Raw genomic sequence first — 26,305 nt, forward strand, 5'->3', positions numbered from 1 at the left:
GCCTGGGCTCCCGCGGGTAGCCGCCCCGCCGGACGCTCGGGGAGAGGCCGATGTTGGAGCAGACACAGGACAACGAGGAGATCATCGCGCGGGTGGCCGCGTTGGATATCGGTAAGGCCGAGGTGATGTGTTGTGTCCGGGTGCCCGATGAGGCGCGTCCGGGTAAGCGGCTGCAGGAGGTCCGGCCGTACTCGACGATGACCCGGTCGTTGCTGGTGCTGGCTGATCGGCTGGCCGGGCTGGGCGTGACCCGGGTGGTCATGGAGTCCACATCGGACTATTGGAAGCCGGTGTTCTACCTGTTGGAGGCGCACGGGTTCGAGACCTGGCTGGTCAACGCCCGCGATGTCAAGCATCTGCCCGGCCGGCCGAAGACGGATCGATTGGACGCGGTGTGGTTGTGCAAGGTCGCCGAACGGCAGATGATCCGGCCCAGTTTTGTCCCGCCGTCACCGATCCGCCGGCTACGGGATCTGACCCGGTATCGGCGTGACCTGGTCGAGGTCTGCACCGCGGAGAAGCAGCGGGTGGAAAAGCTCCTGGAAGATGCCCAGATCAAGCTCTCGGTGGTGGTCTCGGACATCTTCGGGGTGTCCGGCCGGGCCATGCTGGCCGCGCTGGTCGCCGGGCAGCGGGACCCGAAGGTACTCGCGCAGCTGGCCCGCACCTCGATGCGGCGCAAGATCGGCAGGCTGGAAGAGGCGTTCACCGGGTTTTTCACCGATCATCACGCGTTCCTGTTGTCGACCATGCTGGCCCGGGTGGATGCCGGGATCGCTGACGTCGCCCGAGTGGATGCCGCGATCGAGGAGTTGATCGCCCCTTTCGCCACAGCGGTCGACCAGCTTGATGAGATCACCGGCGTCGGGCGCACCGCCGCCCAGGTAGCCATCGCCGAGATCGGGCTGGACATGGCACGCTTCCCAACTCCGGGCCACCTGTGTTCCTGGGCCAAGTTCGCTCCCGGGGTGTCGGAGTCGGCCGGCAAGAAGAAAGGCAAAGCTGCCACCGGGCACGGCAACCCTTACCTGGCCCGAATCCTGGGCGAGGCCGCAGTGTCCGCCAGCAGGACCAACACTTTTCTCGGCGAACGCTACCGGCGCATCGCTCGCCGCAGTGGCGCCAAGAAGGCCATCGTCGCGGTCGGCCGTTCCATTCTCGTGATCATGTGGCACCTGTTATCCGACCCCAACGCCCGGTTCCGTGACCTCGGCGCCGACTACTTCGTCCAGCACACCAACACTCAACGCAAGGTCCGCAACCACATCAGCCAACTGGCCGCTCTGGGCTATCGCGTCACCCTCGAACCCGCGGCCTGACAACCCAACTACCAACCCGGCTCCGCTGCGCTACGCCGGGTGCCTTCGGCCTGCCCACTCACCATCGATTTTCGGATCAGCGGCATGTGCTGCTGGTATTGCACTTGCTGGGTTTGGTTCTGTTGCCAGCTTTGCGGTCCGTTCGGCGGCTGGGGCCATGGGGTGGGCGCCGGGTGGTAGCCGCCATGCCCGTTGAACGTCGCGGGTTGGTGGGGGCCTGCTTTGCGGGCGCGTATGCCGAGTCGCATGTTGTGGGCGCCGATTGCGATGAGGGCGAGGCCCATTCCAATTCCGATGATCTTGCCGATGAGACCGTCGGTCCTTGATTCGTCCAGGTTGCTTTCGGATACGACTGTGCCGTTCTTCTCTCTGACACAGACGTCGCCCTGCCGCATCGTTTCGCCCCCACAGGTGACTGTGTCATCGAACAGGGCGAATGAGCCCCCGACGATGAAGAGCAGACCGAACAACAACGCGACCGACGACCAGACGATTCGTTTCACCAGCTGTCCTTGTGACCGACCTTGACCCCTTGCACGAGCGATGCTGACAGAGAGGCCTTTCGGTTTTCTTCCAGTCAGCCCGGCTGCGGGATGCGTTCAAGAATGCCGCCTGCGAACACGTCGTACAGGCCGGTCGGTTCCAGGTGGACGTAGCCGATGTGGCAGTCGCATGTGGACAGTGGGCATGGCCTTGGCTTCAGCGCGGCACGGAATGAGCCGTCGTACAGATTGCCGATGGTCTGCGGGACGAAATGGCATCTGCGCACGGTTCCGTCGCCGAGCACAGAGATCACGGTGTCCCCGGTCCGGCACGGCAGGCCCTTGCTGACGTGCGCATGCCTGCTGTAGTGGAACAGTGGGTCGATGTTTTGCCACTCGGCCGCCTGATCATCGGTGTATTCATGGCCTTCCGCGGCGTTCACCCAGAGGTAGACGTCTTGCGGTAACTCCTTTCTGAGGTAGCGTGCGTCGTCAAGGTGTTCGGGCAGGCCGACAATCCCGACGCTGAACCGGGCGCCGATTCGCGTCAGCTCCGCACACTTGCGCAGGAACCGATCCTGGGTCACCTGGGTGGGGTGGTAGGTGATCCAGAACGCCGCAGTGTCCAAGTCGCAGTCAGCGATCCAGGTCGATCGGCAGCTCATGTTGGTCTGGATCGCCACTCGCCGGACGTGGGGCATCCGGCTCAGCGCGACCATAGCGTCTCGGTACCACGACCGGACGAGTCCTTCGCCCCACGGCGTGAACAGTACCGACACCTCGTCCTGGGTGTTCTCGCTGACCCAACTGGTGAACCGGTGAAGTGCGGCACGGTCGCCGCGTAACTGTTCCGTGCTGTCCCGTCTTTTGGCGAACGGGCAGTACGCGCAGGCGTAGTCGCAAGATGCCAGCGGGCCGCGGTAGAGCATTGTCAGGTGCACGGCCTATCTCCGGTCGTACGCGGACATGGCTGCGCGGACGGCGGCGGAGAACAGCGACGGGCCGATCGCGTCCGACCAGGCGAGGCCGTCGGGCGTGAGGCGTAATCGGTCTTCGCTGTCGGTCAGCCAGCCACGGTCGGCCACTGCGGACAACTCGGGGAAATCAGTGGTCACCTCCGTGCCGAAACGTTTGCGGTACAAGGCTTTCTCCAAGCCGTCGGCTTGCAGCACGGACTGCAACAGATGTCGCCGTCTCTGCTCGTCCGCGTCAAGACGCACGCCTACCTCGGCTCTGGTGAAATCTGACAGCGGCCGGGAAACGTAGTCGTCAATGATCCCGCGCACGGCACTTGGGCTGACCGCGTAGTCGAACGAATAGTGCAAGCCGCGTGTGTACGACCGCGCGCCGCATCCCAGCCCAACCATGCCGTCGGATTGGCATGTGTAGTCCTCGCCACCTAACACGGGCGCGTCAGAGCGACGGAACATACGCATGGACTGCTGTTCGTATCCTGCCGCCAGCAAATGATCTCGGCCGAGCTTGTACAGCCGCATCCGCTGCTCATCCCATTCCTGCGGGGTTTCCCAACGTGCGAGGCCGGTCAACGGACGCACATACAGCGGATAGAGGTACAGCTCCTCCGGCCGCCATGTCAGCGCCGCGTCGAGGGAAGCCCGCCATGTGCTGTCTGTCTGGCCGGTGATGCCGTAGATCAGGTCGATGTTCAATACCGGGATTCCGGCTGCCCGGATCGCGTCGAGTGCTGACTCCACCGTGGCCCGTTTCTGGGGCCGGACCGCGGCTCGGGCTTCGGCGTCATCGAAACTCTGCACGCCGATGCTCACCCGGGTGGCACCTCGCTCGGCCAAGACCGCCAGGCGTTCAGGCGTCGCGGTGTCCGGCGACGTCTCGACCGACATCGGGATCCCGTCCAACGCGATGATGTCGAACAGCCGCTCCAATTCGGACGGTTCCAGGTACGTGGGTGTGCCGCCGCCGATCGCGGCCTGGACGAACTTCGCCCGCTCACCAAGCTCGTCTCGGACGGCTGCGGCTTGTCGTTCCACCGCGTCGAGATATGTCGTGACCAGCTCGGCCGGAGCGCCTGTTCTGGTGAACAGGTTGCAGAAGCCACACCGGATCTCGCAGAACGGGATATGGACGTAATGGAACAGTGCGTCCCGCGATTCGTCTGCCCACACATCACGCAAGCGCGGTCTGGGATCGAGCGGCCGGTACGCCGTCTTATGTGGATAGGCGTACACATAGTCCTGGTACGGCGTCATGCCTCCGCCTCCAGGGAGAACTCCGTGTACGGGACGGTCCAGACAACCTCGTGTCCCAGGCGATGACCGGTGTAACCGTCTTCACCGTAGGCCGTGCCGTGATCGGAAGTGATGATCACGAAGGTCGGCCTGCGCAGTGCCTCGAACAGCCTGGCCAGCTCGGAGTCGACATATTCGAGCGCCGCTGCGTGACTCGCGAGCGTGTCGCCGTCCGCCGCGGTCGCCCCGGTCAAGTGGAACCAGTTTGGCTGGTGCAACGCGGAAACGTTCATGAACAAGAACAATCGCTGGTCTGGTGGTTGCGCCGCGATGACCGCTCGCGCGCGATCGACTTGCGACCGCGTTGAAGCCGCTGACGTGACGCCGAACTCCGTCGACCAATGACTTTCCGCGAACATCCCCGGCAACACCGAGCCAAGCGCGCTCTGCTTGTTGAAGAATCCGACGCCGCCGATGCACGCCGTGTGATAGCCCGCTTTGGCCAAGCCGCTGACCATGTCCGGTGCGTCGAAGACCCACGTGTCTCCGACTGTGGTCTCGCTGCCCGCGAACTGGGCAGCGAAGAGCCGCGGATGCGGGCCTTGACCGTCTGGAGTCGGCAGGAATCCGGCGAACATCGCGGCATGCGAGGCGAACGTGAAATTGCCCGGCGCGTGCCGTCGCTCCCATTGCCCATCAGGCATCAGCCCGGCCAGGACGGGGATTCTTCCTTGCTCTGCCAGAGAATGCGCGACGTCGTAGCGCAGCGTGTCGATGGTGATCAGCAGCAGGTCGTGGCTGCCGATCACACTGTTCATGTTCGGCATGGCTCACCTGTGCATGCCGCGACCTGGGCCGCGTACGTATCCATCCCCGCTGCAGGGCCATCCGGCAGTCCGGTGAGTCTCGGCAGGAGGTCGCCGAACGCGTTCACCTCGCCGACGACATGGTGCCGCCACCCCAGCCCTGGCAGCAGATCAACGCCGACCATCAGCGACCGCCTGAACTGCGCCGCCGCTTTCTCGCAGGTGTCAAGCCACTCCCGCCAGCGCACCTCACCAATGACCGCACGTAGATCGGCGACGTCGATCCGGCTGCCGCCCAAGTGCAAGTTGGTGATGGGATGACGACTGGCTCGCACGACGGCATGCGTCGCCTTGCCCGCTATCACGACCACGCGAAGGTCGATGGTCCGACTGTCGAGCGATGCCTTGGGAAACCAGCGTTCCACGTGCACAGGATCGGCACACAACCGGTCGACCAGATCCACAGCCAGGTCGTCCCGATAGGTCTGCACCCTCAAGCTGTTCATCAGACCTTTGGGCGTCATGGCGGCTGAAGTCGTCGCTGCTACGCGTGAACCGTGCGCGGTCAGCGCGACCACTCCCGACGCTGAGGAGCCATGCGCGGGTTTGAGGAACACCTTGGTCCACCGCCGTTCGCGCATCTTCTCACGGAGCGATGCGTAGCCGTCAATGTCGTCAATCGTTGGCGGTACCGGTACTCCTGCCTGTTCCAGCATCGCGTGGCACCGTCTCTTGTCGAACATGGCGGCGATGTCGTCGAGGTCGTTGAGCAACCGTGCGCCAGGCGTGCCTGCCACGGTCTCGGCGAGCCGTTGCAGACCCCTGGTGAATCCCGCGTACCAAGCGCCGCTACCGTCCACTTGGTACGGATTCACGGATGGCCCACGCAGTAGCCGGTCGACATGCGCGTCTTCGCCGGGTGAGTCGACCCGGACGAGCGAATCGGTTGGTACCGCGCACGTTCCGGCGAGAATCTCCCGCCAGGACAGTACTTTCGCTGGTGGCAGACCTGCGGCACGCACGGCGTCGGCGAACATCGCCACCCGCCGGTTGCCGGGGTTGCCTACGACGACGAACTTCATTCCGACACTGCCGTGTAGTAGTAGGCTTCGCTGTCCTGATCGTAGAACTGTGGCTCCTTATGGTCGTCCAGGTTCACCCGGACTCCGGCAGGTTCCAATGCCGAGCGCAGTTGTTGCTGCATCTCCTCGGAGATGTAGTGGTGGTGCAGGTCGAGTTCGGTCAAGTGGGTCAGCTTCAGCAGATGTTGGGCGCCAGCGTCGGTGAGAATGCCCAGCGAGAGATCCAGCTGCTGAACCTGCCGCACGATGGCGGCGCTGGCGACGAGTTCGCACACCTTGTCCTGCTTGTCGCTGTTCTGCAGGCCGAGCACGCGGAGGCTGGGGAGCTTCTCGCCGTCCAGTAACGGTTGCAGGTCTTCCGGCCGCCAGTTGCCGCCGTACTCGTCGACCCCGAGCCACAGCCGAAGCTCCCGCAACGCTGGCAGATCGGACTGGGCGACACCGCTGACCACTTCCCTTGGCAGTCCGCCGGTCTCGATGACCAGTCTCTGGAGATTGTTGTGCCGCACCGGTTTCCACTCAAGCTCATCGCCCCCGCGAATGCCAACCTCGGTCAGGCCAGGCAGGTTTTCGAGCAGCGCGGTGACGTCGCTCTGCTCGATCCAGGAGATCTCGTTCTCCTCGAAGATCATGTCGCCGAGGAAGATCCCGGTCAGTGCGGAGAACTTTTCCTGTGCCGCCAGAATTCGCTCGATGACGATGGTTACCCGCACGCCCTCGCCGGGCTCGCCCCATTGCCCGATGACGAGTGCCTTGACCGTTGACGGGTCTACTGTGGACATGAATCTGTCCCAGAGTTCCGGGAAGCTCTCTTCACCGTCCCACGGTTCGATGGCCAGCCGCCAGGCCACGGGTTCCGCCGGTGGTTGCCATGCCTCGGCTGTTTTCAGCGGAAACGTCACCACGTCTAGGTCATGGAAGGTGCTGAGGTGTTCGTTGATGGTCATGGTGTCCCCCTCGGGTTCGTCTGCTGGGGAGCATCATGCACCCGACCACCGACAGTTTTTGTTTGGGGCCTTTGACCTGCTGTTATTTGTTCCGGTCAGTATGTCGGCGATCATTTCGGCGCCGTCGACGACCCGCGGGCCCGGGCGGTTGAAGTAGGCGGGACCGTCGAGAATCCATACGGCGTTTCGTTGCACTGCCGGGATTTGCGCCCAACCAGGACGTTCGGTCAGTACGTGCATCTCCGCGCGGGTGCGCTCCGGCGGGAAGCCGCATGGCAGGATGAGCAGGACGTCGGGCCGCGCGTCGAGCACAGCCTGCCACTCGATCGGCTTGGTGTGCTCACCGGCGGTTGCCAGCAGGGCAGTGCCGCCCGCGTGGGCGATCTGTTCGGGAACCCAGTGCCCCGCGGGCCAGATCGGATCCAGCCACTCGATCGCGACGACTGTGGGCCTTGTTTTCACCCGGTTGTGTAGATGTTCCAGGCGGGACCGCAGTGCCTGAATTCGTGCCTCTGTGTCTTGGACGCCGAGGACCTCACCGACTTGCTGGATACACGTCAATATCTCGGCGATGGTCCGTGGCTCAAGGCTGATCACCCTCGGTCCCACGTCGAGAATCCGGACTGCCTCGGCGACCTGCTTGTAAGACAAGGCGCATACGTCGCACAGGTCTTGTGTCAGCACGAGATCCGGCGCCTGCGTTGCCAGCAGGTCGGTGTCCAATCCGTAGATCGACGAACCGTGGTGCGCGCCGCCGACGGCTGCGGAGATCTCTCGGCTGCTCAGGGAGTTGTCCACACCACTTGCGGTCACGACAGGCACTGAGCTGACTTCCTCTGGCCAGTCGCATTCGTGTGTCCGGCCGACCAGATCGGCCGAGCGGCCGAGAACGTGCACGATGTCGGTGGCGGCTGGCAGCAAGGACACGATCTTCATGCGGCCGTGGCCCTTGTCCGCTCATTGATGGCCGACCAGAAGACAAAAGCCCACAGCGCCAGCCCTGCCAGTGCGTCGGTGAAGATCGTGATGAACCAGTACCACGGCACATCGGGCACGCCGACCATGAAGTGGGCCAATGTGACGAGCCCGGTCAGCGAGTAGACGAGCAGGCACGCCCGCGCGCCCCAGAGCCGTCCGCGCGTATACAAGATGTACCCGGTGAGGCCGATCGCGGTCAGTAGCGGCCAGAGGATCACGATCGCCAGTTGTGTGGTCGCGTTGCTGATCGAGGACGGTTGCGGATACTGCTCTATCTTCAAGTAGTTGTGTGTGTAGTGCAGTGCCGTGCTGATCACGCTGCCAGCCACAATGGCCCGGAGTGCGGCGGTTCCTGGAATGTCCATCGTCGTCCCCCCACCTTTTGTCGATACAGCGTAACCCGAAATATGGACCAAAGTCTTACCAACCATAGACCACAGTCCGATGCGCCACCGAAGACGAACCGGCATGATCGAAGCTGCGAACAGTGCACAGTGGATGATCGAAGTGGCGATCGCTCGCCACTTCGTGTCAGGGCCACGAAGTCGGATCCTGTGGCAAGGTGGGCGCATACCGGCACGAAAGCCGGGATCGTGGAAAAAAGGGGACAGGTATGCGGAAACTATGGGCGGCAGTTGTCGCCGGTGTTGTGGTGTCGACACTGGCGGCACCGCAGGCAAGTGCGACGGGGAACGTGATGAATGTCGTCGCGCTTGGCGATTCCTCGGCGTCGGGCGCGGGCGCGGGCGACTACCTCGACGGTACGGGAACACCAGGCGGGTGTTGGCGTAGCGCGAACTCGTACTCGGCCAACCTGGTTCCGCACCTGAGAGCAAACGGCCGCACGGTCAATTTCACCAACGTGACCTGCAGCGGAGCCGAGATCCCGGATCTCAGGCAGCAGTTCAAGGGGCAGCCGCCGCAGCTGGACAGCCTCAAGAAGGACACAAACGTGGTGTTCTTGACCGTGGGCGCCAACGACATCGCTCTGGCGGACTACGGGGGACTGTGTATCCAGGCAGCATGTGAGGGCGCGCCAACGGATGCGGTCTTACAGCGGATGGACGCGCTCGGCAAAAGCATGATCGGACTGCTGTCGGAGATCGGCAAGCGCAGCCCGTACGCGAAGGTTGTCGTGACTGGTTACGGTCGCCAGATGATCCCGGGCGAGAACGCACCGAACGTTCCGCTCGACCCGATCTGCGGCCCCGGCATCATCACAACACCGGAACGTGAAGGCGGTTCGACGATCGCCACCAAACTCGACGCGACCCTCCGCCTGGCCACGGTCGTGTCCCGGTGGAACCGCGTGAATTCGGTGTACGTCAGCCAGTTCGCCAAGCCAGGCGAGCTGACGCCGGAGTTCAGCGGCCACTCTTTGTGTGAAGCCAACGTGCCGTATTACCGCGGCTTCGACGCCCTGGCCCCCGGCCAGGAAGGCCCAGAAGCCGTGCTGCACTTGAACAAGCCCGGCCACGCAACCCTCGCCGCGTTGATCAAGCGCAAACTGCACTCGTGAGGCTTGTTCGTGTCTTTGTTTAGTGGAGGTGTTCGTGCCTATGACTTTGCCGCTGGGTGATGATCGGGCACTTTGCTGACGCTGACTGGCTTGTTGTCGTGGTGGCTACCCGTCCTTCGGTGGTGGCCACCCGATGACGGAGATTCGGTGGCGTTGGGCAGGGTCCGATGGTGGTAGCCAGTGGTGGGTTGGAAGGGCTGGCGCTTGGCTTGTGCCGGTGTTGGGCTCGTTGGTGGGGCGGGAAAGGGTTGGCACTTGTGGTGGTGGTTGGAACTGTCGGGGTAGGGGCTCGTCAAGTGGGGTGGTCTGTGCTGGGTGGCTCAGATGTCGCCCCGGGGCAACCGACCGACCCAAGCACCACCGCCCGGCCAGCAGGATCGCCGCACCCATCACCACCGCACCCCAGCCAGGCATCGTCCGGCGACAGCACTACTGCCCAGCCAATGGATCGCCACGTCAATCACTACTACCGCGCCAGAAAGAGGCTACGGGTGCTTGACTTTGACGGACCCCTTGAGGGTTATCCGACCATGGGTTGGCCATGTAGGTCAGTTGGAAACGGTAGCTACCGAAGCCTTCTTGGCCTGGTGCCTTTGCTGCCACCGTGGCATTGGTGGTCAGCGGTCTGGCGTTGTTCGCGACTGGCTGTTTCGTTGCCTCTCACTCAATCTTCGGCGTTCAGTGTGATCACGGTGATCTCGCTTGGCGCGAAGATTCGGAACGGCGGGCCCCAGAAGCCGCTGCCGCTGCTTGTGTACAGCTGGGTGCGGGATCCGTGTTGAGACAGGCCTTTCACTGTTCCTTGGTCCATCTTGACCAGGTAGTGGAAGGGCCAGATTTGGCCGCCGTGTGTGTCCGGAGATTTGGAGGTCGACTCGGTCGACTGCCTGACGGACCTGTTTGGGTTGGTGGGCGAGGAGAATCACTGGGAGGTCTGGGTCGGCGCCGTCTAGTGCGCGGGTCAGGTCCGCGCCGTGGCCGTCGATTCCTGAGGCTTTGGCTGTGGCGTCGTCTACACCTGCAATGACCAGTTTGGCTGAACCGCGTTGGACGACGATGTGCTTGTTGTGCAGTGGTTCCCAACCGAGGTTGGCCATGTGGTCGAGCCAGGCGTGGGCTTCGCTGAAGTATTCGTGGTTGCCGGTGATGTACACCTTTGCCAGTCGCGACTGAACTGTGCCGAGTGGGGCAGCTTGGTCTTTGCGGCGGGAGGGTGTTCCGTCGGCGATGTCGCCTGCGTGGGCGACGATGTCGGCGTCCAGTTGATTCACTGCGTCGGCCAGCTTGGCTGACTACTTTGCTCGGTTTAGTGGGCCGTAGTGGGTGTCCGATATGACCACGAGCTTCGCGCCGGTGAAGTCCTTGTGCAGTCTGGGGATTGTGATCGTGATTGAACGGATTCGCGGTACTCGCATGGCCTCGATGTAGCCCCAACCCAGTAGGACTATTGCGGCAATCACGACAAATCCGGCTACCAGACGGGACCTGAGTGGATCGTCGATTCCTAGTATGGGCAGCTCGAGGATCTGGCCGATGATCGACCACGTGAACAGCACCCAGATCGCGCCGAGCATCGTGTCGGCGATCCGGGCCGCCCAGTCCTTCGCGTGTCGGCTGTGGCCCAGGTACATCGTCACCGGGAACGTGACCAGTGCTACACCGAAGATCGCCGTTCCGGCCACGAAAACCGCTGTGGGTCAGGCGGATCCCGATCCGGTCATCGTCCACCACGGCACTCCGAACAGCAGTAGAAGGACCGTTAGGAAGATTGGCAATCGCACGATGACAACGATAACTTCGCAAGGAGTAGTGTGATCATTGGCCCGGTTGGGCTATTGCCTGATACTCCGCTGGGGTGTCGAAACCGGTACTTAGTGTAACCGTGACACCATTTCGTATCCAGTTCGAGTCCGGTTGGGTATGGACATTGGCACCCTCGCTTTCGGACAGTTACCCCCGCTGACTATGACCGGTTCGCCTGGTCTAGTGTTCGCACGCCTTAACTGCCAAGGAAGGCGGTCCTGGCACCGATAGAGGGGAACTTCCTTACATGTCCAGCGATATTCCTACCGCGCCGCCTGCTGCCGAGCAGCCCGGCTACCAGCCGCAGCCCGAGCCCAAGCGCAAGAAGGGCCTGCCGAAGTGGCTGGTCAGCCTCATCGCGCTGATCGTCGTCGGTGGTGGTGTGTACGCGTTCCAGTACTTCACCAACGACGCGGCCCAGGCCAAGGCCGGTGACTGCGCCACGGTGTCCGGTTCGAAGACGTCGCCGAAGTACGAGGCTGTCGCCTGCGATTCGGCTGCCGTCACCCACGTCGTGGGCAAGGCGCTCACCAACACCTCGGAGAACTGCGCTGTGGGTGAAGCGCGGTACGACGAGTTCACCATGACCGGCCGTGGACCGGACACGAAGCTCTGCCTGATGCCGAAGTGGGGCGAGGGCGAGTGCCGCACGATTCTCGACGACACCAATCTCGAGTACCCGAAGGTCGACTGTGCGGGAGCCAAGGGCAACGAGAACGCCGTGAAGATCGTGAAGGTCATGACGGGGTCGGTCGACCCGGCGACGTGCCCTGAAGGTTCCGGTGGCCTCACCTTCCCCGAGCCGCCGACCGTTTACTGCTTCGCCCAGCCCGAATAAGGTCACTGCTGCTTCAAGTACAGCACCGCGGGGCCGGTGAACGGAGGGGTGAGTTCCGTCGTCTTGCCACCGTGAATGCCTGACACGACAGTGGTTCGACTCGTCCGCGGGTCGAACCACTGTCCGTCGAAAAGCCCTGCTGGCATGGTCACCGTGAACGTGCCGCCGGGATTGAAGGTCAGTAGCTCCTGCGAATTCGCCAGGCAATACCCCGTTGAACACAGGTCCGGCTGGGGTTTGGCGGTTGCCAGGTCCATTTTGGCCGCATAGGCGCGGACGTGACCGAGGTTGGCCCGGATCGACATCTGGGTGTAGTCGTCCATCTTCCCGCCGATGCCGTAAGCGCCGTCGTACGGGTCCATGTAGATCGGGTTTTCCCCGCGGATGAAAGACTTCCACGGCCATGAACTGTCTCCGCACAGGCCGCACAAGTGGTCCGTGTCCGACAGGATGACTTTTGTTCCGTTGGCGACTGGCGGGTTGTTCTCGTCACCATTTGGGGAGATCCAGTCGGCGGGTGAGGCGAGCAGGTCGTTGTTGTCGCCGCCGGGATACGTCGACGTCATGCCGACCGGGTGGATTTTGCCTTTGCCGCGTTCGTAGGCCTTGATGACCTCGATCATCTTGTACTGCCACTGCACCGAGCCGCTTGGTCCTTCGTTGGCGATCTCGTACAGGACGTTGTCGAGGTCTCCGACCGTGTCGATCACCTTGCGCACGTAGGCTTCCTGCCGCGCGGTGACCGCTGGGATGGCGAGTGAGTGTGTCTCCTCGCCGCTGTCGTTTCCGTTCAGGTCACCGTCAATTCCGTTGACGTTGTTGGCTTTGTTGAACGGGTGACCTTTCCAGGGGTTGTTGTCGCAGAACTGGCCTTTGCACGACTCGATGCTCCAGCCGTTGAACAACATCACCGCGACGTAGATGCCGCGCTGGCCTGCGTCCACCACGCGTTGCCGCATGCGGGCGAAGTAGTCGGGGTTGAACTTGTCCAGGTCGAACTTCGGCTGTCCGTCGAGCCCTGGCGCGCTGCCTGTCCGCAGGTACGGCATGGGCGAGGTGAAGTAGTCGTCGCTGGCGATCTCGTTGGAGAACCGGGCCTGTTCCCACGTCCACAACCGGAAGAAGTTGTGGTTGTTGTTCTGCAGGAAGGTCAGGTATCCGGGGTAGTCGAATGCCTTCGGCGGATTCGTCCCGCCGGTGTCCTGCAGGTTCTGCCACGTGTGCGCCCCGGTCAACAGCACCGGTTTGCCGTCGGGCGTCGCGAAGTATCGCGGGTTGTCCACGCTGGGCTTCAGCGGACCGGTCGCGGCCGCCGGCGTGGACGGAACCGCCGGTGACTCGCCCACGACCATCACTCCGATCAAGATCATGCACAACGCCACTGGGACAAACCGGGCCATGATCGACACAGTATCGGCTGGAGCGTGATGCCGCCGTTATCGACGAGTCGAGGGTGGAAGCTGAGGCAGCCGGGTTGCTGGGGTGCAGCGGTTGGGGAGCCGAGTTGTGGTGATGCCGGGGTGTGGGGGAGTCCGGTTGCTGGGGTGCGGTGGTGGTTGAGGGAGCCGGGCTCTTCTCGCCTACCTGTGCGTCCAATACGGGTCGCGGCCGATGAAGCCGATCAGGCGGTCCTGCAGTGGCGCGTCCGGTGAGACCTGCACTTCCGGGCCGAGCACCTCTATCCCTGGACCGAAGGCGCCTGGGGTGCGGAACTTCGCCATCATTTCCGCTGGGATCGCCGTGTTCGCTGACCAGAGGCGCCGCACTTCCGCTTGGTCGATCGTCGGGTCTTGGCGCAGGGCTTTTGCCAGGTCCCAGCCGTGCAGGATCAGGTCGTCGATCAGGACCTGGTTGACGTGGTCCTGCGCCGTCATCGGTCCGCTGGGCGTCGGTGATTCGGTCGTGGCCATCGTGGGGTCGTCGAGCAGTGCCTCGACGTCCGTGCGAGCTGCCTGGAAGGCTCCCAGCGGATCTGATGGCGCGGGGCTGAGTTCGCGGCCGACGGGTCGGAGCATTGCGCCGTGCATCATGATGATGTGGTCGACCACGTCGCGTGCGGTCCACTTCTCGCAGGGTGACGGGTCGGCCCATTGGTCTGGGTGGGCTGCGGCGATTCGGCGTTCGAAGGCATCGGCGTGCTGGCGGTAGCGATCGGCGATGGCGTTCATGCGAAAGACCGTAATGTACGAACGGGCAGTTCCCTTGAGGCTTTCGCGTAACGCTCGTTCTAGATTGATCAAGGCTGACCTAGCGTTCGTCTTCGTGAGATTACTTATGGCTGTTGCCATGGCTTTGGTGTTCGTCGCACCGGCTGCGAACGCCACACCGACAACCTCCACCATCACCTGGGGTGCGTGCGCCGACCAGGCTCTGGCTGCCGCGGGCGCCGAGTGCGGCACGCTCAGCGTCCCGCTCAACCACAGCGCTCCCAATGGCGCGAAGATCTCCCTGGCGGTCTCCAGGGTCAAGCACAAGACGGCCGAGTCCAAGGGGACTGTTCTGGCCGTGCACAACCCGCTCGGCGGTGACGGTTACCTGCAGTCGCTGCGTGGTGCCCGCTTGCTGGGTGGTGACGCGTTCGACTGGGTTGGGTACGCGAGCCGCGGCGTCGCGCCGAGCTCACCCGCGGTCACCTGCATCCCTGGTCACCTGGGGTTCAACAAGCCGCCGCACATCCCGACCTCGCTCGCGATCGAGCAGCAGTGGCTGGACAGGTCGAAGTCCTATGCTGACGCCTGTGCTGCGAACCAGCGTGAGCTGCTGGAGAACATGAAGTCGACCGACATCGCCGCGGACATGGAGCTGGTTCGTGCCGCGCTCGGACTCGACAAGGTTTCGTTGTACGCCCAGGCGTATGGGACTTACGTCGCTCAGGTCTACAGCACGCTCTATCCCAACCGGGTCGCGCGGATGGTGCTCGACAGCACCGTCGACCCGCGCCGGGTTTGGTACAACGCGGCCAACTTTGATCAGAACCCGCCGTTGCAGCGCAACCTTGAGATCTGGTTCGAATGGCTGGCCAAGTACGACAACGTCTACCACCTTGGCAAGACCAAGGCCGAGGTCCAGCAGGTCTATCAGGAGCAGATCGATCGCGTGACGGCGCAGCCCGCCGCGGGCGCTGTGGGGCAGGCCGAGTGGATCGACCTGTTCCTGTACGTGTCCTACAGCCAGCAGACCTGGACCATGCTTGGTTCGGCGTTGGCGAACTGGGTGCACAACGGTGATGGCGAGACGGTCAAGGCGCTGTACGCCGGGTTCTACCTGATCCCCGCGGCAGACAACATCTACGGCACGCAGATGGCGACTATTTGCAGCGACAACGCGTGGCCGACGAGCTGGGCGCAGTGGCGCGCGGACACGTGGCGTACGTACGCGATCGCCCCGGATCCGACGTGGGGCAACACGTGGTTCAACTCGCCGTGCTTCTTCTGGCAGGCCAAGCGGGGCACGCCGGTGCGGATCGATGGCGCCCAAGTAGACAGTGCGCTTCTTGTCAGCGAGACGTTGACGGCGGCGGTGCCGTTCGAGGGCAGCCTCGAGGTGCGCTCACGGTATCCCGGCGCGCGGTTGCTCGCCGTGCAGAACGGCGTGAACTACGCCAACAGCCTGACCGGCAATGCGTGCGTGGACAACAAGATCGCGTCCTATCTGGCGACCGGCGAGCTGCCAGCTCGTAAGCCAGGCCGCCAGGCGGACGTCGTGTGCGCCGCGCAGCCGGATCCGGTTCCCGCGGGCGCATAGCCGGATTCACGTGTCCCGGATGTCCACACCGGACATCCGGGCGCGTGTCGCCCGAATAACCGGTGTTGTTCGCGCGACGAATGGGTAATCATGGACATCACGCGGAGGAGATGGCCATGGTGAGGTTGCGATGACCGCCCATTCAAGGCGCTTTGCCCGGCACTGTCGTGAGCATTTCGGGGAATCGCTCGACGACAAGGCGAAGCTGCCTGCCGAGGAGATCAAGGAAACTGCATGCCGTCGCCACGGCCGTCGAGGTCGTGGTGAGCGACGAGCCGCAAGCCATGCGCGGAGGCGGTGCCGACCATTACTGGAAGCCTCCGATGGCCGGTCGCAGCGGCAGGCCGAGGGCTTTCTGGGCACGCCACAACGGCATCAGATCGGCCCACTGACGCCAGTTCGTGCCGGGCGGCACGACCTTGAAGTTGATCTGGTCGGTGATGAACTTGTCCATGTCCGCGGTCTCGAAGCCGCCATCCTTGGTGTGGTAGTCCGGCGCGTTCTCGGCCGCGTACGCGTCCTTGAACTCCTGCGGGATCTGGAAACCCTTGGCGGCCATCAGGTTCAGCACGGTGTCCTTGTTCTGCGGATCGACGATGAACTGGCGCGCTTTGAGCGTCGCCTGCAGGAACGCGGCGACCGTCTCGGGGCTCTCGGCCAACAGCTTGCCTGCCGACCAACTGACCTGCGGCACCTGCGCGGTTTCCTGCAACAGGAACTTGCCGCCCTGTGCCTCGAGCATTCCCTTGTGGCGTATCTGGACAGCCGCGCCGTCGACCGTGCCGGACAGGATCGCCTGCAGACGCGAGTTGGACTGCCCGCCGGTGCTGACGATCTTCACGTCGGTGTCCGGGTTCATCCCCGCGTCCGTGATCAGCTTGCGGACCAGGAAGTCGTTGCGGCTGCCGAACTGGCCGCCGGTGATGGTCTTGCCGCGTAGATCCTGCGGCGTGTTGATGCCTGGCCGGACACCGAGAATGTTCGCCTCGCCACCCAGGTAGACGCTCAGCATGCGCAGTTGTGTACGGCTCTTCACGCCCGCGGCGATCGTGGTGTCCGTGTCGTACAACGCGAGGTCGAGCGAGCCGCCGATCAGGCCTGGCAACGGGTCTTCGGTCGTGACGATGTTGACGTTGTCGATGCCGACCTCACGGAAGAAACCGCGGTCCAGCGCGACAAGGACATCGTGGTGGAACAGGTAGTGCGGGTTGTCGACGCCGACCGTGAGTGTCTTGCGGACCTTGGCCGTGTCGATCGTGCTGACGATCTCGCTCTCGGTCTTCGGGATCACCTGCGCCGCTGGCGCCGGAGTGGTGTCCGAGCACGCCGCCAACGCGCCGACGAGGAGTAAAGCCAGAGGTATACGGCTCATCATCGAGCTCCTTAGAGGGGATTATCGGGCCGGCGATTCCCGCCAGGGAGCGGCACGGCGTTCGAGCCAGCGCATGCCCTGCACGAGGCCGACGGACATGACGGCGAGCAAGATCAAGGTGGCGTACAACATGGGCGCGTCGAACTGCTCACCCGCGCGGTCGAGCAGGAAGCCGAGGCCTTCCCCGCCGCCGCCGAGCAGTTCGCCGATCAGCATGCCGACGAGACCACGTGCGATGCCCTGGTTCACGCCGGAGATGACGAACGGCAACGTGAACGGCAGGATGATCTTGCCGTACAGCTGGATCCGGTTCGCGCCGAACGCGCGCCCGGCGCGTAGCAGCGACGGGTCGACGGTTTTCACGCCAGCCATGCAGTTGACCATGATCGGGAACACCGCGGACAGCACGATGATGGTCAGTTGCATGGCGTTGCCGAAGCCCATGATCAGGATGAGCAACGGGATGAACGCGACACGGGGGAGCGAGGTCATCGCCCACACGTACGGCGAAAGGATGACGTCGGCGACCTTGTTCGCGCCCATCAGCAGCCCCACCGGGATGCCGATGGCCGCCGAGATGAGCATGCCGATCAGGAAGTTCTGCAGGCTGTGGCTCAGCTGCGGCCAGATCACCCCGGTGGCGAACCCGTTGAACATCGTGCTGAACGTGTCGGTGATCCGGGGGAAGAAGAGCGGGTTGATCCACTCGGCCCGTGCGACGAGTTCCCACAGCACGAAGAAAACGGCGAGGTTGACGACCGTGATGGCGGTGTTGCGCAAGGGCGCGAACCGCGAGACCTTGATCTGTTCGATCATGACTGTTCCCTTTTCGCGCCAAGGGCTTCGCCCTGCAACAGCGACCAGATGTGCTCACGCAGTTCGGCGAACTGTTGCGAGCCACGGATATCCGAGTCCATCCGTGGCCTCGGCAGATCGATCGGCACGATTTCCTTGATCCGGCCCGGCCTGCTCGACACGACGACGACCCGGTCGCCGAGGGTCACGGCCTCGTCGATCGAGTGCGTGATGAACACGACCGTCTGCCGGGTCTGCGCGATGATCTTCTCGAGCTCGGCCTGCATGGCTTCGCGGGTCATCGCGTCGACCGCGCCGAAGGGTTCGTCCATCAGGAGCACCGATGGTTCGGTCACCAACGCTCTTGCTATGCCGACGCGTTGCCGCATCCCGCCGGAAAGCTCGTGCGGATAGGACTTCTCGAAGCCGGTGAGGCCGACGAGTTCGATGGCTTTGCGGATCCGTTCGTCCTGCTCGTCCTTGCTGGGTTTGGTGCGGCGGTTCTCCATCGCGAACCTGATGTTGCGCTGGACTGTTCGCCACGGCAGCAGCGCGTAGTCCTGGAAGACCATCGCCCGGTCCATGCCGGGGCCGCTGACCGGTTCGCCGCCGACGGTGATCTCGCCTTCGAGTGGCTGGACGAAGCCCGCGATCATGTTGATGAACGTGGTCTTGCCGCAGCCCGATGGGCCGACGATGGCAAGGAACTCGCCTCTGCCCACGTCGAGGGAGACGTCGCGCAGCGCGATCAGTCTGGTGTGGTCCCGCCGGTTCTCGTAACCAGCCGTGACGTGCCGCGCTCTGATGAACGGCTCGTCGGCGTGCTCGGTCGCCTCGTCCACAGGGTGCACCTTTGCCTGGGTCATCGCCGCTCCCGCGATTGTCACTGCAATCGATTGCGATCGTACGAGGAGGTAGTTCGGGCGTCAACGCCTGCTGTTTTGGCTGTTAGAAGCCTGTCATTGGTTACTCAGGTGCAACCGATTGCACGTCAAGGGAAGTCATTGACGGAAGGGGGCGGCGGTTTGCGGGAAAGAACGGGCCTGAGATGTGAGGGCCGTGTCCACCGTTCCTGAAGGCCGTGTCCACCGTTCCGTCACACCGTGTCCACCGTTGCGGAAGGCCGTGTCCACCATTCCTTCACGGTGAGTCACACTGCTCGACTCGCTCCCAGCCCGGCTGGTCGCCGTCGTGCGCCGCGAGCGTTCAACTCACCACCACAAGGAATGGAGGACACGCGCACTTCGTGCCGGTTCCCCTTCGCTTCGCTCGGAGGTTCTGGCCACAGCAAGCGCGAGGTGGGTGGGGCCGGATGGGCTCGCGCAGCCGTGGGCGAATTTCGGGAGGGGTTTGGGGGTATCGATTGGGTGAACTTCAGCCCACGTGGATTCGGGGGCGGCGGGTTGGGTCTGGTTCGCTGGTTCGGAGGATCTCTCGAACTACTGGTGGGGTGTCTCCTTGACCGAGGATCAGGTAGCGGAACAGGTGGCCTAGCGGGCTTCCTTCTGACCATTCGAAATAGCAGTGCGGTAGCACTCCGGTGGCGTCACGCAGGGCTAGCAGGATCGCGGCTATCGCGTTCGGGACGGCTGTGCTTTGGACTCGCAGGATTCGGTGGCCTTCGATCTCCACTCCGCGTACGTGCAGGACTCCGCTGAACTCCGACGGGTCGGTGACCTCGATTTCCAGGAACAGCACGTCCGCGGCTCCTGGCACTGGGTTCAGGCCGCGCTGTTCGCGCTCTTTTGCCAGGTACTCCGCACTGTCGCCGGCTTGTTTCTTGTTGGCGATGATGTCCAGTTCGCCGTCGTGGGTCAGGGAGTCTGTGACGTACTGGCGCGCGGCCGGGTCGAACTCGATGTGGTCGGCTCGTAGTTCCGTTGTCCGGGTCACCCGGGAGATCAGGGAGACGATCACTATTCCGGCGATGAATGCCGCTGAGATCGCGATGCCGTCCGGCTTCTCGATCACGTTCTCCACCAACGCGTACAACAGCACCAGGGTCAGCACGATGAAGCCGATCGAGGCCCAGCGCTGCCTGCGTTTCAGGGCCGAGACCATCACCGCGAACGAGCCGGAGACCATCATCGCCAGGATTCCGGTCGCATAGGCGCCTGCTTGTGCGTTCACATCCGCGCCGAAGGCGATCGTGATCAGGATGCTGATCACCGTGTAGACCACCACGACTGGGCGAACCGCGGCACCCCAATCGGGTGCCATTCCGTAGGACGGCAGGTAGCGGGGGACGATGTTGATCAGGCCTGCCATCGCCGATGCTCCGGCGAACCACAGGATCAGGATGCTGCTGATGTCGTAGATCGTGCCGAATGCCTCACCGAGGTGGGTGTGCGCGAGGTACGCCAGCGCTCGGCCGTTCGCGGCGCCGCCTGGCTGGAACTGCTCGGCCGGGATCAGCACGGTTGTGATGAAACTGGTCGCCACCAGGTAGACCGACATGATCAACGCGGCCGACGTCAGCAGCTTGCGGGTGTTGCGGATCCGCGATTCCAGCTGCTCTTCCGGGGTTGTCCCTGATGCGGCAACCAACGGCATCATGCTCACGCCCGTCTCGAAGCCCGACAGGCCGAGCACCAGCATCGGGAACGCCAGCACCGCCGGCCCGGCTATGTCGAAGAAGCCGCTGCCTCCTTCGGTCAACCGGTCCACCCAGCGGGACATCAGCTCTGGGCTTTCGAACACGTCAACCATGCCGACGCCGACGATCACCGCGTTGAGGGCCAGGAAGATCGCGACAAGTGGGATCGCCACGCCCACCGCTTCGCTGAAGCCGAGCAGGAACACGCCGCCGAGGATCAGCAACAGCACCGAGGTGACCAGAACTTCCTGGCCGTGCAGGAAACCGGGGGCGATCGGGTTTTCGAGCAGGTGCACGGTCGCGTCCGCTGAGGACAGTGTGATCGTCACGATCCACGACGTGGCAACGAATCCCAGCAACACCAGTACGAAGATCTTCCCGCGCCAGAACGGCAGCAGGTCTTCAAGCATCGCCACTGAGCCTTGCCCGTGCGGGCTTTCCCGCGCCACCCTGCGGTACATCGGCAGCATGCCGAGCAGGGTCAGCGCGACGATCAGCAGAGTCGCCAACGGCGACAACGCGCCTGCTGCCAGCGCCGCGATCGCGGGCAGATAGGACAGTGTGGAGAAGTAGTCGACGCCCGTCAGGCACATGACTTTCCACCAGGACTGCGGTTTCGCGTGCTCCGCACCGCTTTCCGGGCCCACTGGGCCGACTCGGTGGGCCAGCAGCCAGCGTCCGAACGGCTTCTTCGGCGGCGCCGCCGCTGCCGGACTCGCCACTTTTGCCGGGATTGCGAGCTCAGAATCGCTGGTCATGTGCCGTCTTCCTGTGGATGGCGTTGGCGGTGCCAACAATGCCCTACCGACCCGTACCGGCGGTATCCGGGTCAACCCCTCCTCTACCGGACACAGTGGACCAAATGGCGGGCACGGTGCGTGTGCGGACATGCACTGTCCGGCGACAATTTTCCTAACGGCTGAGGCGACTTGACTATCGGAAGCGGCGGACCGTAAATTTCCGCCGGAATACCTCTTATTCGATATCGGGGGGCACGTGGCCGACCTGCTTGTGGCCGAGCCGTCCGCAGGCGCATCGAAGCCGCCGATCGGCAGGTCGCCAGGACAGTTGGCCTGGCGAAGATTCCGCAGGGACAAGGCCGGCGTGATCGCCGGATGTGTCGTTCTTTTCTTCTTTCTCATCGGCCTTGGCGCGCCGGTGATCTCGTGGCTTTATGGAAAAGACCCGTACACCAAGTACGGCCTTGACCGGCCCGGTCTGCTCAGCGATACCGGAATTCCGATGAAACCTAATGGCGGAATCGATTCAGAATTCTGGTTCGGGCTCGAGCCCAAGCTCGGCAGGGACGTGTTCATGCAGCTGGTCTACGGCATCCGGACCTCGCTGCTGATCGCCATCGTCGTCGTCCTCATCGTGACCACGGTCGGCGTGCTCGTCGGCGTCACCGCGGGGTACCTCGGCGGCAAGACGGATTACTTCATCGGCCGGGTGATCGACACCCTGCTCGCCATCCCGTCGACGCTGTTCTTCCTCGCGTTCACGCCGGTCGCCCTCGCGTTGTTCGTCGCGCCTGGCAAGGAGGCGCCGGTCTGGCTACGGGCCACCGCGCTGATCCTTGTGCTCTCGGTGTTCAACTGGACACGGTCCGCACGGTTGCTGCGTGGCCAGGTGCTTTCCTTGCGGGAACGGGAATTCGTCGAGGCCGCACGGGTGTCCGGCGCGAGCTCGCGGCGGATCGTGGTCAAGGAGCTGCTGCCCAACCTGGTGACGCCGATCCTTGTCGTGGTCACGCTCGACGTGCCCGCGATGGTCACCACCGAGGCAGCGCTGTCGTATCTGGGCGTCGGCATGGTTGAGCCGACGCCGGACTGGGGCCGGATGATCCACACCGGGTCCGAGTACATCCAGACCGTGCCGACATATTTGGTCTTTCCGGGTGTCGCGCTGCTGGTTTTCGTACTCGCCTTCAACCTGCTAGGGGATTCTGTCCGGGACGCGCTCGACCCCACATCGCATCGCTAGGCACAGGGAGAGACAGTGAAGAGAAAGAGGATTCTCGGAGCGGCCGCCGCCGCGACGAGTGCCGTCCTGATCGCCTCAGGGTGCAGTGCCGGTGGGCAGAACGCGGCAACCGATCCGAACCGGGCGCAGGCTGAGGTCGCCAAGGTTTCCATCGACAAGGACGGCACCCTGTCCAAGGGCCCCGCGTCGCAGGTCCAGGGCTCACGCCAGGGCGGCAACATCAACATCCTGTGGCGCCAGGACATCGCGCACTACGACCCCGCGGTGGCGCAGTCGTCGCCGGACACCACCGTGCTCGAACTGATCTCACGCCGGCTGACGATGTACCGGATCGAGGGTGACAAGACCAACCTGGTCGGCGACCTCGCCACGAACGCGGGCGAGACCACCGACGGCGGCAAGACCTGGAAGTACACCCTGAAAGACGGGATCAAGTACTCCGACGGCACGCCGATCCTCGCCAAGGACATCAAGTACGCGGTCGCTCGGTCCTTCTCGTCGCTGTACGCCCGTGGCTTCCAGTACATCCAGACCTGGCTCGCCGACAGCGCGGAACCAAGCAAGGTCTATGCGGGCCCGTACGAGGGTGGCGAGCTGTCGAACGACAAGGTCGAAGTCCCCGACGACAAGACCATCATCTTCAAGTTCTCCCAGCCGCGCCCGGACTTCCCGTTCGCAGCCGCCCTCGGCGCGACGGCACCGGTTCCGCAGGCCAAGGACACCAAGGAGGCGTTGGACCAGACGCCGATCACCTCCGGCCCGTACAAGATCGCGTCCCACGAGGTGGACAAGAGCCTCAAGCTGGTCCGCAACGAGAACTGGGACCCGAACACCGACCCGATCCGCCACCAGTTCGTCGACAGCTTCACCTTCCAGTTCGGCCCGCTGCCAGCGGAGATCACCGACCGGCTGTCCGCGTCCGCCGGTGACGACCGCAACTCGGCCGGTATCTCCCAGACGGTCGCGCCGGAACGCTTCGAGCAGGTGATGAACGATCCGAAGCTCAAGCAGCAGATCATCGACAAGCCGTCGAACCAGGTCGACCTCTTCGTGATCAACAACAGCAGGGTCACCGACCTGAACGTGCGCAAGGCGCTGCTGACCGCGTTCCCCAAGGAGCAGGCGCGGTTGCAGAAGGGCGGCCCGTACCAGGGTGACTTCGCCACCACGTTGACCTCGCCGAGCACGCTGGGCTGGCAGAAGTACGACCTGCCAGGCGTGAGCGACGTCGACCCGAAGGGTGACCCGGAGAAGGCCCGCAAGATCCTGACCGACGCTGGCAAACTCGGTTACTCGATCTCGTTGGGCTACAACCAGACCCCGACCTCCGAGAAGGAAGCGCTTGCGGTCGCCGACGGCCTCGAGAAGGCCGGCTTCAAGGTCGAGAAGATCGCTATGCAGTCGAAGACCTACCTCGACGCCCGTGACAAGGTCGACAACAACCTGGACTTCTACTGGTCGGGCTGGATGGCCGACTGGCCGACCGCGGTCTCGGTCCTGCCGGAGCAGTTCGACGGCCGCAAGATCGGTGACGGCAGGGCGAACAACTCCCACTTCAACAGCCCCGAGATCAACGCGGAGATCGACCGGATCATGAAGATCACCGACTCCGTGCAGCAGGGTGCCGAGTTCAACAAGCTGGACAAGAAGATCATGGAGAGCGTGCCCGCTGTTCCGTACGTGTATCCGCGCAGGCAGGTCCAGTTCGGTACGAACGTTGGCGGCGCCTCTTTCGACTCGCACGTGATGATGAACCTGGCCAACCTCTACCTGAAGTCCTGACCTGTCCAGGGGACGGGCCCGCTCGGCCCGTCTCCGCACTGGAGATACCCGTTCGATGCTGGTTTTCCTTGTCCGCAGGGTGCTTGGCGCCATCGTGATCCTCCTGGTGATCAGCGCCATCACGTTCCTGTTGTTCTTCGCCGTGCCAGGCAACGAGGTGGCGGCGCTGTCCTGTGGCAAGGTCTGCACGCCTGCTCTGATCGACGAGATCCGCCGGAGTCTCGGCCTCGATCAGCCGATCTGGCAGCAGTATCTGACCTATCTCGGCGGGATCTTCGCTGGCCGGATGATCGGCAGCCAGATGTGTGACGCGCCGTGCTTCGGCTACTCGTTCGTCAACAAGCAGCCGGTCTTCCAGACCGTGGCCGACCGGCTGCCGGTGACGCTGTCGCTTGCCATCGGCGCGACCGTGCTGTTCCTCGTGTTCGGCGTCGGTCTTGGCATGCTTGCCGCGCTGCGTAAGGGAAAAATCGCCGACAAGCTGGCCATGGGCTTCGCGTTGATCGCCGGATCCATGCAGATCTACGTCCTGGCGCCGTTTCTGCTCTACGCCTTCGTCTACAGCACGGACTGGCTGCCCCGGCCGCATTACGTGTCGTTCTTCGAAAGCCCGGTCGACTGGGCGGTCGGGCTGATCCTGCCGTGGATCTGTCTCGCGTTCATCTTCATGGCGTACTACGCGAGGCTGACCCGCTCCGCCATGGTCGACGTGCTGAGCGAGGACTACATCAGAACCGTGCGCGCCAAGGGTTTGAGCACGTGGCAGGTGTACTTCAAGCACGCGTTCCGTGGCGCGATGAGTCCTATCGCGACAATCCTCGGCCTCGACATCGCCGGCTTGCTCGCCGGTGCGATCATCACCGAGACGTCGTTCAGCCTGATCGGAGTCGGCCAGCTGGCGGTCAACTCGGTCGTCTCCTCCGACCTGCCGATGATGATGGGTGTGGTGATGCTGGCGTCAGCGGCCGTGGTGATCGCCAACATCATCGTCGACGTGGTCTATGCCGCCATCGACCCGCGAATCAAGGTGACCGCATGACCATTCTGTCCGTGCGCGACCTGAAGGTGCATTTCTCCACAGAGGACGGTGTGGTCAAAGCCGTCGATGGATTGTCCTTCGACTTGGCCAAAGGGCGCACGCTTGGCATCGTCGGTGAGTCCGGCTCGGGCAAAAGTGTCGCGAACCTGGCCATTCTGGGCCTGCGCAACCCGGAGAAGACCACCGTCACCGGCGAGATCCTCTTCAACGGCAAGCAATTGACTGGTGCCAGCGAGAAAACCATGCAGAAGCTGCGTGGCAACGGTATCTCGATGATCTTCCAGGACCCGCTGACCTCGCTGTCGCCGTACTACACGGTGGGGGAGCAGATCGCCGAGACCTACCGCAGGCACACCAAGGCGACCAAGAAGAAAGCCTGGGCACGGGCCGTGGAGATGCTGTCCAAAGTGGGCATTCCACAACCGGATCGCCGGGCGAAGGAGTATCCGCACGAGTTCTCCGGAGGTATGCGGCAGCGCGCGATGATCGCGATCGCGTTGTGCTGTGACCCTGCGCTGCTGATCGCGGACGAGCCGACGACCGCGTTGGACGTCACTGTGCAGGCGCAGATCCTGGATCTGTTGCGGGAATTGCAATCCGAGTTCGAGACGGCGATCATTTTGATCACCCATGACATGGGTGTCGTCGCGCAGATGGCCGACGACGTGCTTGTGATGTACGCGGGCCGTGCGGTCGAACGTGGAACAGTGCGTGAGGTCCTGAAAACCCCGCAGCATCCGTACAGCTGGGGTTTGTTGTCGTCGATTCCGCACCTTGGCGGCGATGTGGACGTGCCGCTGGTGCCGGTCCGTGGCACGCCACCCAGTCTGATCGATCCGCCGAGCGGGTGCCCGTTCAACCCGCGCTGCGACTACCGCGACCGGATGCCGAACGCCCGATGCACGACTGAGCGGCCATTGCTGCTACCTGAGGCAGGGCACGCGTCGGCGTGTCATCTGTCCACATCGGACAAAATACTGATCAGGACCGACGAGCTGGAACGACTGGGCTGA

24 protein-coding genes are annotated in these 26,305 nt (G+C 63.5%); 8 read left to right on the plus strand and 16 right to left on the minus strand.

Annotated elements, in window-relative coordinates:
- Window positions 1-50 precede the first annotated feature (50 nt).
- On the plus strand, window positions 51-1,319 hold the full coding sequence (locus tag LWC34_RS07005; RefSeq protein ID WP_233723845.1) for an IS110 family RNA-guided transposase: 1,269 nt from the start codon (window positions 51-53) through the stop codon (window positions 1,317-1,319).
- 8 nt (window positions 1,320-1,327) lie between these two features.
- Here LWC34_RS07005 and LWC34_RS07010 read toward each other — a convergent pair whose 3' ends face one another.
- From LWC34_RS07010 to LWC34_RS07045, 8 genes are all read right to left on the minus strand, one after another.
- Complete coding sequence (locus LWC34_RS07010; protein WP_233723846.1) at window positions 1,328-1,822, minus strand: hypothetical protein; 495 nt, start codon at window positions 1,820-1,822, stop codon at window positions 1,328-1,330.
- Between the two features lie 74 nt (window positions 1,823-1,896).
- Window positions 1,897-2,742 carry an STM4011 family radical SAM protein gene (locus LWC34_RS07015; RefSeq protein ID WP_233723848.1) on the minus strand — a complete coding sequence of 282 codons (846 nt, stop codon included), beginning with the start codon at window positions 2,740-2,742 and terminating at the stop codon, window positions 1,897-1,899.
- Between the two features lie 3 nt (window positions 2,743-2,745).
- Window positions 2,746-4,029: an STM4012 family radical SAM protein gene (locus tag LWC34_RS07020; protein ID WP_233723850.1), complete on the minus strand. Its 1,284-nt coding sequence runs from the start codon at window positions 4,027-4,029 to the stop codon at window positions 2,746-2,748.
- A complete protein-coding gene (locus LWC34_RS07025) occupies window positions 4,026-4,826 on the minus strand; it encodes an STM4013/SEN3800 family hydrolase (RefSeq protein WP_233723852.1) in 801 nt (266 codons plus the stop codon). The genes LWC34_RS07020 and LWC34_RS07025 overlap by 4 nt, the downstream gene beginning before the upstream one ends.
- Window positions 4,823-5,896 carry an STM4014 family protein gene (locus tag LWC34_RS07030; protein WP_233723854.1) on the minus strand — a complete coding sequence of 358 codons (1,074 nt, stop codon included), beginning with the start codon at window positions 5,894-5,896 and terminating at the stop codon, window positions 4,823-4,825. Before LWC34_RS07030 ends, LWC34_RS07025 begins: the two co-directional genes overlap by 4 nt.
- Window positions 5,893-6,843: an STM4015 family protein gene (locus LWC34_RS07035; RefSeq protein ID WP_233723856.1), complete on the minus strand. Its 951-nt coding sequence runs from the start codon at window positions 6,841-6,843 to the stop codon at window positions 5,893-5,895. Before LWC34_RS07035 ends, LWC34_RS07030 begins: the two co-directional genes overlap by 4 nt.
- 33 nt (window positions 6,844-6,876) lie before the next feature.
- Window positions 6,877-7,779: a cobalamin-binding protein gene (locus tag LWC34_RS07040; protein ID WP_233723858.1), complete on the minus strand. Its 903-nt coding sequence runs from the start codon at window positions 7,777-7,779 to the stop codon at window positions 6,877-6,879.
- Window positions 7,776-8,186, minus strand: coding sequence for a hypothetical protein (locus LWC34_RS07045; RefSeq protein ID WP_233723860.1), 411 nt, complete (start codon window positions 8,184-8,186; stop codon window positions 7,776-7,778). Before LWC34_RS07045 ends, LWC34_RS07040 begins: the two co-directional genes overlap by 4 nt.
- A gap of 248 nt (window positions 8,187-8,434) precedes the next feature.
- Between LWC34_RS07045 and LWC34_RS07050 the strand changes: the two genes are divergently transcribed.
- Window positions 8,435-9,340 (plus strand): SGNH/GDSL hydrolase family protein, encoded by a 906-nt coding sequence (locus LWC34_RS07050; RefSeq protein WP_233723862.1) that lies wholly within the window; start codon window positions 8,435-8,437, stop codon window positions 9,338-9,340.
- Between the two features lie 617 nt (window positions 9,341-9,957).
- Here the strand turns inward: LWC34_RS07050 and LWC34_RS07055 are convergent.
- Together LWC34_RS07055 and LWC34_RS07060 are read right to left on the minus strand one after the other, a co-directional pair.
- Window positions 9,958-10,611, minus strand: coding sequence for a metallophosphoesterase (locus tag LWC34_RS07055; RefSeq protein WP_233723864.1), 654 nt, complete (start codon window positions 10,609-10,611; stop codon window positions 9,958-9,960).
- A 21-nt stretch (window positions 10,612-10,632) separates the two neighbouring features.
- Window positions 10,633-11,022: a hypothetical protein gene (locus LWC34_RS07060; protein WP_233723866.1), complete on the minus strand. Its 390-nt coding sequence runs from the start codon at window positions 11,020-11,022 to the stop codon at window positions 10,633-10,635.
- 368 nt (window positions 11,023-11,390) lie between these two features.
- Here LWC34_RS07060 and LWC34_RS07065 point away from each other — a divergent pair, with 368 nt between their 5' ends.
- Window positions 11,391-11,981 carry an LppU/SCO3897 family protein gene (locus tag LWC34_RS07065; protein WP_233723868.1) on the plus strand — a complete coding sequence of 197 codons (591 nt, stop codon included), beginning with the start codon at window positions 11,391-11,393 and terminating at the stop codon, window positions 11,979-11,981.
- Window positions 11,982-11,983: 2 nt separating this feature from the next.
- Here LWC34_RS07065 and LWC34_RS07070 read toward each other — a convergent pair whose 3' ends face one another.
- Window positions 11,984-13,381: a DUF6298 domain-containing protein gene (locus LWC34_RS07070; protein ID WP_233723870.1), complete on the minus strand. Its 1,398-nt coding sequence runs from the start codon at window positions 13,379-13,381 to the stop codon at window positions 11,984-11,986.
- 180 nt (window positions 13,382-13,561) lie between these two features.
- The gene (locus LWC34_RS07075) at window positions 13,562-14,149 is read right to left on the minus strand and encodes a TIGR03086 family metal-binding protein (protein WP_233723872.1); all 588 of its coding nucleotides are present in this window, start codon (window positions 14,147-14,149) and stop codon (window positions 13,562-13,564) included.
- 94 nt (window positions 14,150-14,243) lie between these two features.
- Between LWC34_RS07075 and LWC34_RS07080 the strand changes: the two genes are divergently transcribed.
- Window positions 14,244-15,725, plus strand: a complete 1,482-nt coding sequence (locus tag LWC34_RS07080) for an alpha/beta hydrolase (RefSeq protein ID WP_233723874.1) — start codon at window positions 14,244-14,246, stop codon at window positions 15,723-15,725.
- Between the two features lie 307 nt (window positions 15,726-16,032).
- Here the strand turns inward: LWC34_RS07080 and LWC34_RS07085 are convergent, their stop codons facing one another.
- The 4 genes from LWC34_RS07085 to LWC34_RS07100 form a co-directional block, all read right to left on the minus strand.
- Complete coding sequence (locus LWC34_RS07085) at window positions 16,033-17,097, minus strand: ABC transporter substrate-binding protein (RefSeq protein WP_233723876.1); 1,065 nt, start codon at window positions 17,095-17,097, stop codon at window positions 16,033-16,035.
- Window positions 17,098-17,118: 21 nt separating this feature from the next.
- Entirely contained in the window at window positions 17,119-17,913 is a 795-nt protein-coding gene (locus LWC34_RS07090; RefSeq protein WP_233723878.1) for an ABC transporter permease, read from the minus strand.
- The gene (locus tag LWC34_RS07095) at window positions 17,910-18,758 is read right to left on the minus strand and encodes an ABC transporter ATP-binding protein (RefSeq protein WP_233723880.1); all 849 of its coding nucleotides are present in this window, start codon (window positions 18,756-18,758) and stop codon (window positions 17,910-17,912) included. Before LWC34_RS07095 ends, LWC34_RS07090 begins: the two co-directional genes overlap by 4 nt.
- A 508-nt stretch (window positions 18,759-19,266) precedes the next feature.
- On the minus strand, window positions 19,267-21,246 hold the full coding sequence (locus LWC34_RS07100; RefSeq protein WP_233723882.1) for an APC family permease: 1,980 nt from the start codon (window positions 21,244-21,246) through the stop codon (window positions 19,267-19,269).
- A gap of 238 nt (window positions 21,247-21,484) precedes the next feature.
- On the opposite strand from LWC34_RS07100, the gene LWC34_RS07105 reads away from it, so the two are divergent.
- Genes LWC34_RS07105 through LWC34_RS07120 form a run of 4 tightly spaced genes read left to right on the plus strand, consistent with a single transcriptional unit; the run spans window position 21,485 to window position 26,305 of the window.
- Entirely contained in the window at window positions 21,485-22,471 is a 987-nt protein-coding gene (locus LWC34_RS07105; protein ID WP_233723883.1) for an ABC transporter permease, read from the plus strand.
- A gap of 15 nt (window positions 22,472-22,486) precedes the next feature.
- Window positions 22,487-24,253: an ABC transporter substrate-binding protein gene (locus LWC34_RS07110; protein WP_233723885.1), complete on the plus strand. Its 1,767-nt coding sequence runs from the start codon at window positions 22,487-22,489 to the stop codon at window positions 24,251-24,253.
- Window positions 24,254-24,308: 55 nt separating this feature from the next.
- Window positions 24,309-25,292 (plus strand): ABC transporter permease, encoded by a 984-nt coding sequence (locus LWC34_RS07115; RefSeq protein ID WP_233723887.1) that lies wholly within the window; start codon window positions 24,309-24,311, stop codon window positions 25,290-25,292.
- The gene (locus LWC34_RS07120; protein WP_233723889.1) at window positions 25,289-26,305 is read left to right on the plus strand and encodes an ABC transporter ATP-binding protein; all 1,017 of its coding nucleotides are present in this window, start codon (window positions 25,289-25,291) and stop codon (window positions 26,303-26,305) included. The genes LWC34_RS07115 and LWC34_RS07120 overlap by 4 nt, the downstream gene beginning before the upstream one ends.

The sequence above is a fragment of the Kibdelosporangium philippinense genome (assembly GCF_021390435.2).
GTDB lineage: Bacteria > Actinomycetota > Actinomycetes > Mycobacteriales > Pseudonocardiaceae > Kibdelosporangium > Kibdelosporangium philippinense.